14 protein-coding genes and 1 pseudogene are annotated in these 13,897 nt (G+C 48.6%); 7 read left to right on the top strand and 8 right to left on the bottom strand.

Translation table 11 applies throughout. The features are described 5' to 3' along the window. Positions 1-17 precede the first annotated feature (17 nt). The 4 genes from rimM (at position 18) to C6Y40_RS19560 (ending at position 2,288) form a co-directional block, all read left to right on the top strand. Positions 18-539, top strand: a complete 522-nt coding sequence (gene rimM / locus C6Y40_RS19575; RefSeq protein WP_105936081.1) for a ribosome maturation factor RimM — start codon at positions 18-20, stop codon at positions 537-539. After that, on the top strand, positions 540-1,301 hold the full coding sequence (trmD, locus tag C6Y40_RS19570) for a tRNA (guanosine(37)-N1)-methyltransferase TrmD (RefSeq protein ID WP_105936080.1): 762 nt from the start codon (positions 540-542) through the stop codon (positions 1,299-1,301). Positions 1,302-1,319: 18 nt separating this feature from the next. Then, positions 1,320-1,679, top strand: a complete 360-nt coding sequence (gene rplS / locus C6Y40_RS19565) for a 50S ribosomal protein L19 (protein ID WP_105936106.1) — start codon at positions 1,320-1,322, stop codon at positions 1,677-1,679. 102 nt (positions 1,680-1,781) lie between these two features. Then, positions 1,782-2,288, top strand: coding sequence for a maltose acetyltransferase domain-containing protein (locus tag C6Y40_RS19560; RefSeq protein ID WP_105936079.1), 507 nt, complete (start codon positions 1,782-1,784; stop codon positions 2,286-2,288). Between the two features lie 25 nt (positions 2,289-2,313). On the opposite strand, the gene C6Y40_RS19555 is transcribed toward C6Y40_RS19560, so the two are convergent. The 3 genes and pseudogenes from C6Y40_RS19555 to C6Y40_RS25050 form a co-directional block, all read right to left on the bottom strand. Next, positions 2,314-3,042: a glucosaminidase domain-containing protein gene (locus C6Y40_RS19555; RefSeq protein ID WP_105936078.1), complete on the bottom strand. Its 729-nt coding sequence runs from the start codon at positions 3,040-3,042 to the stop codon at positions 2,314-2,316. 346 nt (positions 3,043-3,388) lie between these two features. Next, a pseudogene (locus C6Y40_RS19550) lies at positions 3,389-4,210 on the bottom strand (serine hydrolase domain-containing protein); the annotation flags it as partial. A 12-nt stretch (positions 4,211-4,222) separates the two neighbouring features. Continuing rightward, complete coding sequence (locus C6Y40_RS25050; protein ID WP_205664802.1) at positions 4,223-4,465, bottom strand: hypothetical protein; 243 nt, start codon at positions 4,463-4,465, stop codon at positions 4,223-4,225. A gap of 225 nt (positions 4,466-4,690) precedes the next feature. Here C6Y40_RS25050 and C6Y40_RS19545 point away from each other — a divergent pair, with 225 nt between their 5' ends. Beyond that, positions 4,691-5,632, top strand: coding sequence for an RDD family protein (locus C6Y40_RS19545; RefSeq protein ID WP_105936077.1), 942 nt, complete (start codon positions 4,691-4,693; stop codon positions 5,630-5,632). Positions 5,633-6,205: 573 nt separating this feature from the next. Here the strand turns inward: C6Y40_RS19545 and C6Y40_RS19540 are convergent. Genes C6Y40_RS19540 through C6Y40_RS19520 form a run of 5 tightly spaced genes read right to left on the bottom strand, consistent with a single transcriptional unit; the run spans position 6,206 to position 11,294 of the window. Continuing rightward, a complete protein-coding gene (locus tag C6Y40_RS19540) occupies positions 6,206-7,462 on the bottom strand; it encodes an ABC transporter permease (RefSeq protein ID WP_105936076.1) in 1,257 nt (418 codons plus the stop codon). After that, positions 7,462-8,646: an efflux RND transporter periplasmic adaptor subunit gene (locus C6Y40_RS19535; protein WP_240622027.1), complete on the bottom strand. Its 1,185-nt coding sequence runs from the start codon at positions 8,644-8,646 to the stop codon at positions 7,462-7,464. The genes C6Y40_RS19540 and C6Y40_RS19535 overlap by 1 nt, the downstream gene beginning before the upstream one ends. After that, complete coding sequence (locus tag C6Y40_RS19530) at positions 8,643-9,641, bottom strand: HlyD family secretion protein (protein WP_105936075.1); 999 nt, start codon at positions 9,639-9,641, stop codon at positions 8,643-8,645. Before C6Y40_RS19530 ends, C6Y40_RS19535 begins: the two co-directional genes overlap by 4 nt. Beyond that, positions 9,631-10,620 carry an HlyD family secretion protein gene (locus C6Y40_RS19525; RefSeq protein ID WP_105936074.1) on the bottom strand — a complete coding sequence of 330 codons (990 nt, stop codon included), beginning with the start codon at positions 10,618-10,620 and terminating at the stop codon, positions 9,631-9,633. The genes C6Y40_RS19530 and C6Y40_RS19525 overlap by 11 nt, the downstream gene beginning before the upstream one ends. Continuing rightward, positions 10,617-11,294 carry an ABC transporter ATP-binding protein gene (locus C6Y40_RS19520; protein WP_105936073.1) on the bottom strand — a complete coding sequence of 226 codons (678 nt, stop codon included), beginning with the start codon at positions 11,292-11,294 and terminating at the stop codon, positions 10,617-10,619. Before C6Y40_RS19520 ends, C6Y40_RS19525 begins: the two co-directional genes overlap by 4 nt. Positions 11,295-11,625: 331 nt before the next feature. Between C6Y40_RS19520 and C6Y40_RS19515 the strand changes: the two genes are divergently transcribed. Beyond that, complete coding sequence (locus C6Y40_RS19515) at positions 11,626-12,717, top strand: 3-deoxy-7-phosphoheptulonate synthase (protein ID WP_105936072.1); 1,092 nt, start codon at positions 11,626-11,628, stop codon at positions 12,715-12,717. Between the two features lie 3 nt (positions 12,718-12,720). Next, complete coding sequence (gene tyrA, locus C6Y40_RS19510; protein WP_105936071.1) at positions 12,721-13,872, top strand: bifunctional chorismate mutase/prephenate dehydrogenase; 1,152 nt, start codon at positions 12,721-12,723, stop codon at positions 13,870-13,872. Positions 13,873-13,897 lie beyond the last annotated feature (25 nt).

Raw genomic sequence — 13,897 nt, 5'->3', positions numbered from 1 at the left:
ATTTCTGGTAGGTTTAGATGAGTCAAGCGTCTGACAAAGTGGTTATTGGCAAAATCGGTGCGCCATATGGTGTTAAAGGTTGGGTCAAAATCAACAGCTTTACCGAGGTACCAGAAGGTATTTTTGACTACAGCCCGTGGTTACTGGCTGATGAGAAAGAATATCAGATTGATCAATGGCGACCGCATGGCAAAGCCATCGTAGCGAAGCTGATTGATATCGATAGCCGGGATGATGCCGAGCGCATTAAAAACCTGGATATCAGTATCGACGCTGAGCAACTCCCTGAATTGGGTGACGATGAGGTTTACTGGCGTGAGCTTAACGGCATGCAGGTGGTAACTACGCAAGGTTACCAGCTGGGTGTGGTTAAAGAAGTGTTTAATACCGGCGCCAACGACGTGATCCGCGTTAAGGCAAAGGCAAACGATGCTTTTGGTCAGAAAGAAAGACTAATACCGTTTGTATTCGACTCTGTTGTACAAACGGTAGATAAAACCGAGCGGGTGATTACGGTTGAATGGGATCCGGGGTTTTAAGTGACCGCGGAAAAATGGTTCGGCATTATCAGTTTGTTTCCTGAAATGTTCGCTCCTTTTACTCAACAAGGAGTAATAGGGCGGGCAGTGAAGAACGGCACACTGGCAGTTGAACACTTTAACCCACGAGACTACACACACGATCGTCATCGCACTGTCGATGATCGCCCTTATGGTGGTGGTCCTGGCATGCTGATGATGGTTAAACCGCTAACTGACGCAATTACCGCAGCCAAACAGGCGGGCGGTGAAAACAGTAAAGTGATTTACCTTTCTCCACAGGGTAAACCGCTAACCCAGGCTGGCGTTAAGTCGCTGGCAGCCAACGACAAGTTAATCTTGTTGTGTGGTCGGTACGAAGGGGTGGATGAGCGCGTGATTGAAAGCCATGTTGACGAAGAATGGTCAATTGGTGATTACGTGTTAAGTGGCGGCGAACTGCCTGCCATGGTGATGATGGACGCAATTGCACGGTTAGTGCCGGGAGTACTCGGTCACAGTGATTCTGCAGTTGAAGATTCATTTACCCATGGTTTGCTGGATTGCCCACACTATACTCGCCCGGAAGTACTCGACGGTAAAGCGGTACCTGCTGTGTTAAGAAGCGGTGATCACGAAAAAATCAGACAGTGGCGTCTGCAACAATCTTTAGGTAGAACCTGGTTGCGCCGCCCTGAGTTATTAAACGACCTAGCTCTGACTGAGGAGCAACAACGGTTACTGGAAGCATTTCAGGCGTCGTTGCAGCAAGATGACAGTTAACTAGGATGAGAGGATATGATGAGCAAAGTCAGTCAAGATATCATCAAAAAAATTGAGCAAGCACAGCTTAAAACTGATGTTCCTGCGTTCGGCCCAGGTGACACAGTGATTGTTAAAGTTCGTGTAACTGAAGGTGACAAAGAACGTCTTCAGGCATACGAAGGTGTTGTTATCGCTAAGCGTAACCGTGGTCTTCACTCGTCTTTTACAGTACGTAAAATTTCAAGTGGCGAAGGCGTAGAGCGTGTGTTCCAAACACACAGCCCGGCGGTATCTTCTATTGAAGTGAAACGTCGCGGTGCAGTGCGTCGCGCCAAGCTTTACTATCTGCGTGAGCGTTCAGGTAAATCTGCACGTATCAAAGAGAAGCTTAACTAAGATTACTAATCCTTGCGTTACTGTTAACTTCAAAAAGCCCGCACTTGTTGCGGGCTTTTTTGTGGCTTACCATCGGGGAATATTCTGTTTACCGATCTTATTATGACCGAACCTCAGGACGCTATCTGGCAGCAAATATACAGCGGCCAGTGGTATCAGACCCACCATCCACAATTAGTGCAAGCGCGCGAGCTGGCTAAGCGATTATGCAATGAGCTAAATCAACTGCCGCTGAGCGAAGTGGCAAAACGACAGGCGCTTGTCTGCCAGCTTTTACCCAACGCCAAAAGTACCGCAGTTGGTAATGACTTTGCCTGTGATTACGGAATTAATATTCACGCGGATAATCCGGTTGTTATGGGGAGCAGGGTAGTGATCCTGGATGCTGCGCCCGTGTTGTTTGGCGCAAATGTTAGAGTTGAGAATGGCGTTGTGATTGCGTCGCTCACGCACCCGCTGGAAGCAGCAAAACGCAAAGCAGGGTGGCAACAGGCCAACCCCGTTAAAATCGGCGATAACGTGGTACTGTGTGAAGGTTGCACGGTTCTGCCGGGGGCTGTTATCCCGGCAGGTGCGGTTATCGAACAGGGTAAAGTGGTTACCCGGTAGTCAGTTGCTTAAGCTGTTTGACGTGTTAGTCGTACTGCGTAAGTTTATTAAAGCTAATCATGGCTCTGAGCTCTTTGCCGTATTCCTCACCGCGCTCTGAATAACTGTTCAATCCGTGACTCAGTTCAATGCCGGTAATATCAGCATCCTGCTTCCGCAACGACTGACGAATGTTTCTTAACGGCCGGTAAGCATCGTGACTGTTGAGGTTCATCATGTAACTGGCAACGGAGTCGCGGGGTGAGCGAAAATCCGCAACTTCATGCACCTGGTCCTGGCCGCGATCGTTCGGCACGATGCCGCAGCCTTTCACAAAACACCACTGGCCAAAAAAATTATTCCCCAGCTGGGCAAACCGTGAGGTGCCCCAGGCGCTTTCGTTTGCAGCCTGAGCCAGCGCCAACGAAGCCGGCACGATATCTACCCGGCGCAGTAAGACTGTGCACAGTGACTCTGCCTCAACATCTGTTTTATCCACCCGATACTGAACCGCCAAATCAGAAAGGGCGGCGTCATTTTCGGCATCCGCTGTGCAGACTTCTTTCACTTGGGCTCTGTCGGCCAGTATGTCCTTGTTCACATCGGCTACCAGGGGCTCAAAGTAGCCAAAAAATGCTGTTTTACGTTCTGGGCCAGCCTGGTACTGGGAGAAGTCCGGGGGCGTTACCCGGCTAAAGAAGGCAAACCAAATGGCGATAGCCACCAGGATGGCAACCAGAGTCAGCAATACTTTGTTATTTTTAAGGTTAATCATACTTTCTCCGTATAGCTTTTATCAGGCGCGAGAATTCATATCACTAGGGGCTGTTGATCTTTGCTGTACACTTTTGCAGCAGTCTGTGTGTCATTTAGACAAGGCGACTGTTTGCAGGTCTAGTGGGCTAAATCAAAAACAGTCAACACAGTATAAATGACACACAGGCGCTGCCCGAAGGGGTCGTCATGAAAGCATTTTACTCTTTGTCACAGCCCTTTGACGTAGAACAACTATGCCTGCAGGACTGTTTGGCGATTAAAATGCTTTCATATAGACCAAAATTCGTACAGCAAAGATCAACAGCCCCTAGTCATTGATAGCAGTCAGAGGCTAAAACAGATCATTATTGGCCGGTACTGGCGGTATGTCTGCGTTGGTCGGCTATTTTCAGTATGCGCCGGTAAATGATGTCACAAATCAGCCAGGGATCATCGCCGCTGGTACTGGCAAACATCACCACCACGGTATCGGTTGGTTCATCATACCGCGCAAAACTTAAATAGCCCGGTAACCAGCCATCATGACTATTAACGTAGAGGTTGTTATAGAGCGCTTGTTCTTTTTGAGTAAGTAATGAGCCATCATTAAGTGCTCTGAGAAAAACCGCAACGTCTTCTGCGGTGGCTACCATAGCACCGGCAGGGCTTTTAAAGGCGAGGCTTTTCAGGTCAGCATCGTATCCTGTTACATAACCACTCATTAGTGCGGGGAGTAACGGTTCGATTAACATCCCATAGGTATGTTGTAATCCTAGTGGCTGCAAAAATTCTTTACGGATATAGTCGCGGTAACTGTAACCCAGCGTTTTATCCATTATCCGGCCGAGCAACAGATAGTTAGTGTTGGAGTAGGCATAATCTGTTCCCGGCTCAAATAAGGCTGGCTTATCGTAAATCAAAGCCAGGCTTCTTTCGGTCACGCTGGCTTCATCAAAGGGTTCAAACCAGTTAAATGCCGGGTCGTCGGTATAATTGGCAATACCACTTCGATGCTGCACCAGCATCTGCAGAGTAATATTTTCGGCTTGGGTTATCCGGGCGCTTTGTTGTGGGAGATACTCAAGTAACGAGGCGTCGGGATCCAGCTGGCCATTCGCTGCGAGGCGGGTCACCGCCGCTGCCACATAAAGTTTACTTACACTGGCTATTTTAAACAGTGCGTCGGTCTGCGCTGGTTGTTAGGTTTGCCTGTTATGCAAGCCCGCAGCATAACTTTGCGGCAGTGTATTTTTGCCAGCGTCTACATGAACAATCATGCCCGCAATGCCACTATCGATGGCACGGTCGAGCTCGGTCTGAATATCTTCGCTCTGTGGCGCCAGATAGATGAAAAGAGCTTTAACTGGCGCGAACAAGGCTATGCTGGATATCACAACAACCAGTGCCAGTTTTCGTAAGGCATTAACGGTTTTACGTTGCATTGCCGTATGTCTTTGTAATGAGTTAAGTAACAATAGCCTAAGGCTAGTTGTGACGGATTACCAGCAGCCTTTGTAACAAGGTGTTTTATTGGCGGTTTTTTGCTTAACATTCTGATTATGCTTGCTATATTGGGTTAGCAAAGCGAATAACAATATTATCTGGCAGCGGCTTCTCAGGCATTTAATGCGCCTAATCAGTCAGTCAAAGCACATAAGGAATGGAAAATGACTCAGCAACCTGATTTACCCTGGATATCCGGATTCTGGCGGCGAATTGTCGCACTGATTGTCGACTCAATATTACTGGCGCTGGGGGGATTTGCGCTGGGGGTGGTGCTCGAATCGGTGTTTATACAAATGGGTAGCTGGTCGGTATTCATCGGCTTCTTTCTCTCACTGGGTTATTTCGGCGTGATGAACAGTCGCTACGCCGAAGGCCAGACGTTGGGTAAAAGGCTTCTGGGTATTCGGGTTGTCGACGGTAATAATCAGACTATTTCGCTGGGGCGTTCACTGCTGAGATATTGTGTTTACGGTATCCCTATTGCTTTACAGGTTGATTTTCTACCAGCAGACGGTTCTGATTTCTGGCTCCTGTATCCCATAGGGGCCCTCCTTATAGGCGGTTCCTTCTCGATACTGTATTTGTACGTGTTTAACCGGCGAACACGGCAATCCCTGCACGACCTGGTCGTTGGTACATATGTAGTTTATGCTGATGCACAACAGGAGGAAGTCAGAGAGGTGTGGAAGCCACACCTGGTAATCGTTGCACTGTTGTTCATAATTGGTTTTATCAGCCCTAGAGCTATCTTTATAGTTTTTTCCTCCGGCGAGTTTGAACAGATGCTCGCAACGCGGGCCGCATTAATGCAGGAACCTGGAGTTAATAAAGTTGGGATTATGGACAGCTCAACCAGCTATTACGCCGAACCCTCGGACCAGGGAAATACTTCGCAGAAAAGCGTAGATCTGGCTGTATATATCGATTCCAATCGTGTGGATGATATGGAATATGCAAGGGAATTAGCTGAAAAAGTGTTAGTGCATTATCCCGATGCCATGGACAAAGATGTTATCTCTGTCGACCTCTATTACGGCTACGACATTGGTATCTGGTCGAGTTGGGATGTAGGTAGTTATGAGTTTAATCCGTCCGGTTTGTAAGCCGGGATTGCCCTCAGGGATTGCCCTCAGGGATAGCCCTCAGGAATTGCCTCAATACGTAATACCGGCTGAATTTTACATTCATCCCGGCCGCCGAGCCGGGATCTTCTAAAAAGGCTGGCTCGTCTCAAACAGCTTTTTTCCTCAAGGATATAATAAACCCACAATATCACGTCAGGAGATCCCCGCTTAAAGCATGCGGGGATGACGATTTATAGTTATGTCATCCCGGCCGCTGAGCCGGGATCTGCTAAAAAGTCAGTAGTCTTATTGTGTGAGCAAAACTTTTCATGAGATACCGGGTAGCGACTAAAGCCGCTTACGGTATGCCGTATTAAAGTGAGCCCTAATAGCAATCCCGGATAACCCCTTGCGGAGTTTCGGGATAAAATAGTCAGTAATAGAGGCGATCCCGGTGTTTGCGTTGCAAAACCGGGATAAAAATAGTCAGAAATGGCGGGAGATCCCGGATAACCCCTTACGGAGTTTCCGGGATAAAACCGGACTGTGTAATAGGGGAGATCCCGGTCTTTGCGTTGCAAAACCGGGATAAAAATAAGCTTATGCTTATTTTTAGTCTGAATGGAGGGCGTCTATTGGGTTGAGCTTTGAGGCTTTTATGGCGGGGAATACGCCAAAGCCAACACCTACCAACAGGCAAATCGATACTGATAGTACAATCGCTGTAAGCGACCAGCTTACTGCCCAGTCTGAGTAGAAACCGATAATCTCGGATAGCACCAGGCCAAAGAAAATCCCCAACAGGCCGCCAATCACTGAAATTACAAAACTCTCGGCGATAAATTGCAATTTAATGTCCTGCTGAGTGGCACCTACTGCACGTAGTAACCCAATTTCTTTGGTACGCTCCAGCACGTTTGCCAGCATAATGTTCATAATGCCGATGCCACCAACCAGTAATGAGATACCGGCCACACACGCCATTACGATGTTGAAGATGCGCTGGGTATTTTCCTGTTGTGCCAGCAGTTCCACCGGAATGATCAGGCTGTAGTCGTCAATGCCGCCGTGGCGTTGAGCAAGCAACTGGGTAACGGCTTTCGCCGCCAGTACGGTAGAGTAATCATCTTCGACTTCAAACTTCACCACATCCAGTTCGCTGGCGAGGGGTTCCATGTTGAGCTTTTTCTGGCTGGTGGATAACGGGATAAACACGCGGTTTCTGTCACCGTTAATTTTCACGCCCTGAAAGGCTTCCTTATTAAATTCTGGTGCCGCAATCACGCCAACGACCTCAAACCACACATGGTTGATTTTAAGAAACTGGCCTAGCGGATCTTTATCAGGGAACAGGGTGTTGGCGACATCGGCGCCGAGCACTGCAACCTGCGATACGTGCAACTCATCATCATCGCTGAGTAAGCGGCCCTTAGCAGCGGTCATGCTGGCAAGGTCAAAGTAGCTGCTGGTAACGCCCACGGCTGATGCATCAGCTTTGGCAAAATCGCTGTAGAGGGCAAATAGCTTAATCTGTTTTTCACCGCTGTAGTGAGTAATAAAGGGCAGGGTCGCCATGGCGGCTTCCACATCAGCAAGGTTGAGGCCGAGCGACTCTTCGCGGATATCTTTCAGCTCTTCGGCGGTGTAGCTTTTGGATTCTACAATCAGGTTTTGTAACCCCATAGAGCCAATCATTTTTAGCGCTTCCTGCTCCGCACCTTTACCAATGTTGAGCATAGCGATTACCGCGCCAACGCCAAAAATCATGCCCAGCAGGGTTAAGAAAGTGCGAAGTTTTTGTGCCAGTAATTCATGTAAAGCGTCGCTTACCAGCAACCGGGTTTTGGTTATCGTAAGTTGGTTTAACATTAAATAAGCTCCCGGTACGACAGGGCAATACTATCGCCTTCGCTGAGGCCGTTGGTGACTTCCACAAAGTGCAGGTTTTTCTGGCCAATTTGAATTTGCTGGCGGCTGAAGCCAGCGCCATCTTTACGGAACACGTAGTTGACTCCCTGTTCGTTGTAGATGGCCTGAATCGGCACCATCAGCTTGCTTTCGCCTTTGGATACCTCAATCCGGGCATTTAGTTTGCGCCCCGGAGAGAGAATAGGTGAGTCCTGATCGTCAATATCTATCGTCACCTCAAAGTACTTAGTGGGATCGTTTCGGGCAATGGTTCTGGAGAAGCCCGAAACCTGTTTTAAGGTGCCGGTGAATACCTTGTTAGGGTAAGCTTCCAGGGAGATGGTAACCGGCTGGCCGGGAGCCAGGCCGATGGCCTGTTTATCCAGCACGTAGCCCTTGGCCTGCATTTTCGACAAGTCCGGAAGTTTAGCGATAGGCCGCCCCGGAAATACGGTTTCGCCTACCGATGGCTTCTCGCCACGCCAGTTAGATTCGTATACCAGCAGGCCGTCGTATGGCGCATGAATCTCAAGCGTCTCAATGGCTGACTTAATCTGGTTATACTTCTGCTCACTGCCTTTTTTGCGAATACTTAAGACGTCTATGGCGCTGGAGTTTTGCTCCACCACGCTTTCTTTTTTCCAGTCCAGGTAGTTGTCTTTGGCACCGAGGTATTCTTTGTTTTGCATGTTTTCGATAATTTCGATACGCGAATAGACCCGCAAATCATCGATGGTAAATTCGTCTGCAAAGGCAAACTCTTTAACCACCAGCGCCTTGTCCATTTCTACGTCGAGCTCTTCTTGTGTCAGGGTAGAGCGGTTCAGCTTCATGTCTTCCTCAAGGAGCATCATGGCGAGCATTTCCCTGCGCATGTCGAGGTTAAGCTGTTCAGCATCAAAACGGGCGATTAACTGGCCTTTTTTAACATTGGTGTACTCTTTTTCCAGCCACGCGATGGTCATCGGGCGGCGGCTCGATGCGCCAATGGCCGTTGCACTGGCGGCTTCCAGCTCACCCTTTACCGGCACCATAAGCTCAAAGGGCTGGCGTTCAACCTGGTAGGTGGGGGTTGTTTGTTCTGTTTCGCTGCAACCGCTCAATAGTAAGGCTGCCATAAGGCAGGTAAACCACTTAGGAGTCATGATAAGTTATCCTCCTGAACTTCGATATTGGCTTTCATGCCTGGGCGCATCCGCGACGGGTCGATTTTTTCCAGTTCAATTTGCACATCAAACACAATACTAAGATTGGTGGAGGACTTTTCTTTATAGGCTTCACCAAGGGAGACAATTTTGCCGGCGTAAGGCACTTCAGGGTAGGCGTCCAGCGTCACTTTCACTTTTGATCCGATGCTTAGCTTAGCTGTGTCTGCCTCATCAAACTGGGCTTTAACCGCCAGCTTATCCAGTGAAGGAATGGTCAGAATGGTGCGGCCCATAAAGACTGAATCGCCTACCGCAACTTTTTCGCCATCCGGCGCGGCTTTGTACATTATCAAGCCTGGCTTGGGTGACTTAACCGTGAGCTTGGCAATGTAGCGCTGAGTTTGCCCGAGCTTGGATTGCAAACGGTTAATTTTGCTTTGCGCCAGTTGCTCATTGAGCTTGCGGGTTTCGGCAAACTGTTTGGCCTGTTGCGTAGCCTGATTCAGTCTAGCTCTGGCTATTTCAAACTCTTTTTGCTGCTTTTCTTTTTCGACCCGCTTAGTAGAAATATCAACGATTTCCGCCAGACGTTTTTCTTTTTCATAGTTCATTTGGGCCTCAGCCAGTGCCAGCTTTAACTCTTCGGCCCGGGCTTCGTTTTCGAGCAGCTCTTTCTCAAAGTTCTTTTTCTCAGCATCCAGCTCGCTTTGTTGCTCAATCAGCTTGGTTTGTAATTGCTGACCATCAAACTTGAGCAGCATATCGCCTTCTTTTATGTTGGTGTTTTCCGGCACCAGAAACTGCACTTTCATCTGCCACATGCCACGAATCGAAGGCGGTGACACACTGGCACTGTCCAGCGACACAATTTCACCAGAAGCGGTGAGCGGGGCGCTCAGCGTTTTCTCCGACGCTATTTCAATCGCCTTATCGTTGCTGCAGGCGCCGAGCGTTAATGCGGCACACAGCAAAACAGAAAACTTAACGTGCATGACTTAACTCCTGTGCCGCAGGGATAACCACCCGGACACTCATTCCCGGCAGTAATTTTTTGTCGGGCATATCGGTAAACGACAGCTCAATCTGGTAGTAAGCGCTGTCGCCCCAGCCGGCTTTCTTCTCTGGTTGAGAGACCTCGCTGGTGACCGTTGCGGTATAGCTCTGGCCAGGATAGGCATCGAGAGAAACCAGCGCCTGCTGACCTACATCCACGCGGTCGGCATCTATTTCGTGCACCCAGGCATCCACTTTAAAGCCTTTGATATCCTGTACTTCCATTACCTTCATGGCGGCCTGTAAGGTGGTGCCGGCGGTAATTTTTTCGTTGGTCCAGGGATGGTACATATGGCTGACAACACCAGCTATAGTCGACTCTACTTTTAAGCGGGTTAACTGATAGCGCTGGTAATTGATATTCTCTTCCAGCTTGGTAATTTCAATTTGTTGCTTTTGCAGCGTGTTTTCCTGCTCAATCAGCTTTTGTTCCAGTGCCTGTTGGGCTTTAAACTGTTCTACCAGCGCGCGCTCCAGTGCAAGTTTGTACTGGCCCTTGTCATACTCACTAACGTCGGTACTTTCAATTTCGGCCTCAATGCGGGCTTTTTCGACTTCCAGATCGGCAATTTTCAACGCACTGCGCGCATCGGCCACGGCCTGAGCCAGCTCCACCCGCTTACTTTCCATTTCCAGGGTCTGGGTATTCAGTGAATCTTCATTTTGTTCCAGCTGAGCATCCACACTGCCGGAGTCGAAAAGCGCAATGGTATCGCCCGGCTCAACAATGCTGCCTTCATCAACCATCCACTGGATTTGAATATTCCAGCGGTCGGTGCGCGGTGCCGAAACAACCTGTACATTGGAAGAGGTGACTTTGCCGGTCACGATTAGCTGACTGGCAGTATCCTCTGCTTTGGCACTCAATACCGACATGCTGAGGCCGCACATCAATAAGTAAACAATTGATTGTCTCATGAGTTGGTTTTCTCGCTGATGATTTGGCCGTCTTTCATGGTGATCACTTTTTGTGCGAAATCAGCAATGTTTTCTTCGTGGGTGACCATTACGATGGTTTGCCCTTGCTGGTGTAATTCGGTGAGCAGGGCCATGATATCGTCAGAGGTTTTACTATCGAGGTTACCGGTAGGCTCATCCGCCAGGATCATGGTGGGACGGTTAATCAAGGCCCGGGCAATAGCAACCCGCTGGCGTTGTCCGCCAGACATTTCAAAAGGGCGATGGTGCATGCGGTGACCAAGGCCTACTTTTTCCAGCAGGGCCTGGGCACGTTGGGTCGCTTCTTCCTCCGACACGTCGCTGTAGCGCAGGGGGAGCTTGACGTTGCCAATAGCATCCAGTTTGGGCAGCAGATGGAAAGTCTGAAAAATAAAACCGATATGCTCATTGCGAATTTTTGACAAAGCTTCATCGGTTAACTCATTCACGGCATTGCCGTTTAACAAATATTCGCCGCTATCGGGCGTATCGAGGCAACCAAGAATATTCATCATGGTTGATTTGCCGGAACCTGAACTGCCCATAAAGGAGACAAATTCATTTTCCTGAATGGATAAAGAAACATCGTTGAGTGCTACAATGGTTTCTTCACCATTGGTAAAACTCTTACGAATATCCTTGAGTGTAATCATCTGTCTTCGCTCGTTTTTATTTTGTCGTTGATAAGATTCTCAGACATTGGAATGCTACTTTAGTGGTGTCTGCGTTATCATACAACCCAATAAATACGCCACATGGGCTCTGGTAACAGTTCGTTACAAATAAGTATAAATTTGGAACTTTCACTTGCTTCGCTTATAGATTCTTGGTAAAAAGTCAACGCCTTAAAGCAATGTAGTAATATTTCACTGTAAATATAATTGTACATCTGTATTTTTTGCCCGGCTCTGCTTTAATTATTAAAAAGGTTGAGGCCTTGTTGAAGCGGCATTGAAATGACTTTCACCCAATAAGAGCGACCCTATGATTAAGGACACTATTAACAATATTCACGTTAGCGCAGAGAAGGTACTGGTAACGCCAGACGCGCTGGCGGCAGAACTTCCCGCCTCAGAAAGAGGCCTGGAGGTTATCCGACAATCCCGTCAGATCATTTCTGACATTATCCACCGTCGTGATCATCGCTTACTGGTGGTGTGCGGCCCATGTTCGATTCACGATATTGAAGCGGCTAAAGATTATGCACTGCGACTGAAAGAGCTGCACGAATGCTATAAAGACACCCTGTATATCGTAATGCGCGTGTATTTCGAAAAGCCCAGAACCACCACCGGCTGGAAAGGGTTAATTAACGACCCGCATATCAACGATACCTTTGATATTGAAACCGGTTTACGCAAAGCGCGTGAATTACTGATCTGGCTTGCCGAGCTTGAACTGCCGGTTGCAACAGAGGCACTGGATCCTATCAGTCCACAGTACCTGGCGGAGCTGTTCAGCTGGAGCGCTATTGGTGCGCGTACCTCAGAGTCACAGACTCACCGCGAAATGGCCAGTGGTCTGTCAATGCCGGTAGGCTTTAAAAACGGTACTGACGGTAGCCTTGATATTGCGGTAAACGCTTTACGCTCAGCAGCGTCATCTCACCGCTTTATGGGGATCAACAAACAAGGGCAGGTGAGTATTATCGAAACTGCCGGTAACCCCGATGGTCATATTATTTTGCGTGGTGGTAAGCAACCTAACTATGATTCGGTATGTGTTTCTGAATGCGAAGAATGGATGGACAAAGCCGGCCTTACTGCTGGTCTGGTAGTGGATTGTTCACACGCTAACTCCAACAAGGATTATCGTCGTCAACCGCTGGTGGCTAAGAATGTGGTTAATCAGATCCTTGAGGGCAACCAGTCGATCATCGGTATCATGCTGGAAAGTCACCTTAAAGAAGGTAACCAGAAGTCTGACGGTGTCGATTTTAAAGATCTCGAATATGGAGTGTCGATTACCGATGGCTGTATTGACTGGGAAACCACCGAAAGCCTGCTGGATCAAATGCGTGACAAACTGATTACTGTGCTACCATTGCGTCAAAACAAGCGTACGGAATTAGCCTAATCTATGTCACAGAACGACCACGAACAGTTTGCTCAGCAACTGAGTGAATTACGTCATGGCATTGATGAGCTGGATAACCAGCTCATCGACATTCTCGCAAAACGCGCCGAACTCACCAGTAAAGTGGGTGAAGTCAAAGCCAAAACCGGCATGCCCATTTATGTGCCGGAACGGGAAGCGCAAATGCTCGAAAAACGCCGGGAACAGGCTGCAGAACGCGGTGTTTCCGGGTCGTTAATCGAAGATCTCATGCGCCGTATTATGCGTGAATCCTACCATACTCAGAACAATCGCTACCGGTGTATTAACCCGGGCATAAAACGGGTTGTGGTTATCGGTGGAGCCGGCGCACTGGGTAAAGTGTTTGTCGGTCTGTTCGAGCGTAGTGGTTACAATGTAGAAATTCTCGAAAAAGACGACTGGAGCCGGGCCGACAGCCTGTTTGCTGAAGCCAGTCTGGTGCTCGTCTCAGTGCCTATTAACCTTACTGTCGACGTGGTGGCCAAACTCAATAGTTTGCCTGAAGACTGTATTCTGGCTGACATCACCAGTATCAAACATAAGCCGCTGGATGCCATGATGCAGGCTCACAAAGGGCCGGTTGTCGGGTTACATCCAATGTTCGGACCGGATGCGCCGGGTATGATCAAGCAGGTTGTGGTGGTATGTCACGGACGCGGAGCGTCGCACTACAGCTGGCTACTGGGGCAAATGAAAACCTGGGGCGCCACGCTGTTTGAGGTCACTGCTCAGGAACACGACAAAGCCATGGCGTTTATTCAGGTTATGCGTCATTTTAACACCTTTGTTTACGGTGCCCATTTGGCCGGTGAAAACCCTAACCTTAATCTGCTTACTCAGCTCAGTTCACCTATCTACAGGCTGGAACTGGCGATGGTTGGACGCCTTTTTGCTCAATCCGGCCAACTTTATGCCGATATAATCTTTAATAACCCTGAAAACTTTTTATTATTAAAACGCTTCCACCAACGTTTTGGTGAAGCATTGTCTATTCTGGACAAAGGAGACAAAGCCGAATTTATTCGCCAGTTCAACGGCATTGGTGAGTGGTTTGGTGATTACGCAAAAACCTGCCTGGTAGATAGTAAACGCCTGTTGCTAAAAGCTGATGATGACCAAATGCTGAGAACCTGAGAAGTGCCCTGTTTGGCACTTCTCA

Origin of the sequence: Marisediminitalea alba (assembly GCF_002993365.1) — a bacterium.
GTDB classification, from domain to species: Bacteria; Pseudomonadota; Gammaproteobacteria; order Enterobacterales; family Alteromonadaceae; genus Alteromonas; species Alteromonas alba.
Note: the sequence above shows the minus strand (reverse complement) of the source record. Positions and strands in the feature narration are given on the sequence as shown.

Coding starts and splice junctions, on each gene's coding strand:
- C6Y40_RS19515 (WP_105936072.1), top strand. CDS start 11,626: ATGATTAAGGACACTATTAACAATATTCACGTTAGCGCAGAGAAGGTA.
- tyrA (WP_105936071.1), top strand. CDS start 12,721: ATGTCACAGAACGACCACGAACAGTTTGCTCAGCAACTGAGTGAATTA.
- rplS (WP_105936106.1), top strand. CDS start 1,320: ATGAGCAAAGTCAGTCAAGATATCATCAAAAAAATTGAGCAAGCACAG.
- C6Y40_RS19535 (WP_240622027.1), bottom strand. CDS start 8,646: ATGACTCCTAAGTGGTTTACCTGCCTTATGGCAGCCTTACTATTGAGC.
- rimM (WP_105936081.1), top strand. CDS start 18: ATGAGTCAAGCGTCTGACAAAGTGGTTATTGGCAAAATCGGTGCGCCA.
- C6Y40_RS25050 (WP_205664802.1), bottom strand. CDS start 4,465: ATGCAACGTAAAACCGTTAATGCCTTACGAAAACTGGCACTGGTTGTT.
- C6Y40_RS19520 (WP_105936073.1), bottom strand. CDS start 11,294: ATGATTACACTCAAGGATATTCGTAAGAGTTTTACCAATGGTGAAGAA.
- C6Y40_RS19540 (WP_105936076.1), bottom strand. CDS start 7,462: ATGTTAAACCAACTTACGATAACCAAAACCCGGTTGCTGGTAAGCGAC.
- C6Y40_RS19530 (WP_105936075.1), bottom strand. CDS start 9,641: ATGCACGTTAAGTTTTCTGTTTTGCTGTGTGCCGCATTAACGCTCGGC.
- C6Y40_RS19545 (WP_105936077.1), top strand. CDS start 4,691: ATGACTCAGCAACCTGATTTACCCTGGATATCCGGATTCTGGCGGCGA.
- C6Y40_RS19560 (WP_105936079.1), top strand. CDS start 1,782: ATGACCGAACCTCAGGACGCTATCTGGCAGCAAATATACAGCGGCCAG.
- C6Y40_RS19525 (WP_105936074.1), bottom strand. CDS start 10,620: ATGAGACAATCAATTGTTTACTTATTGATGTGCGGCCTCAGCATGTCG.
- C6Y40_RS19555 (WP_105936078.1), bottom strand. CDS start 3,042: ATGATTAACCTTAAAAATAACAAAGTATTGCTGACTCTGGTTGCCATC.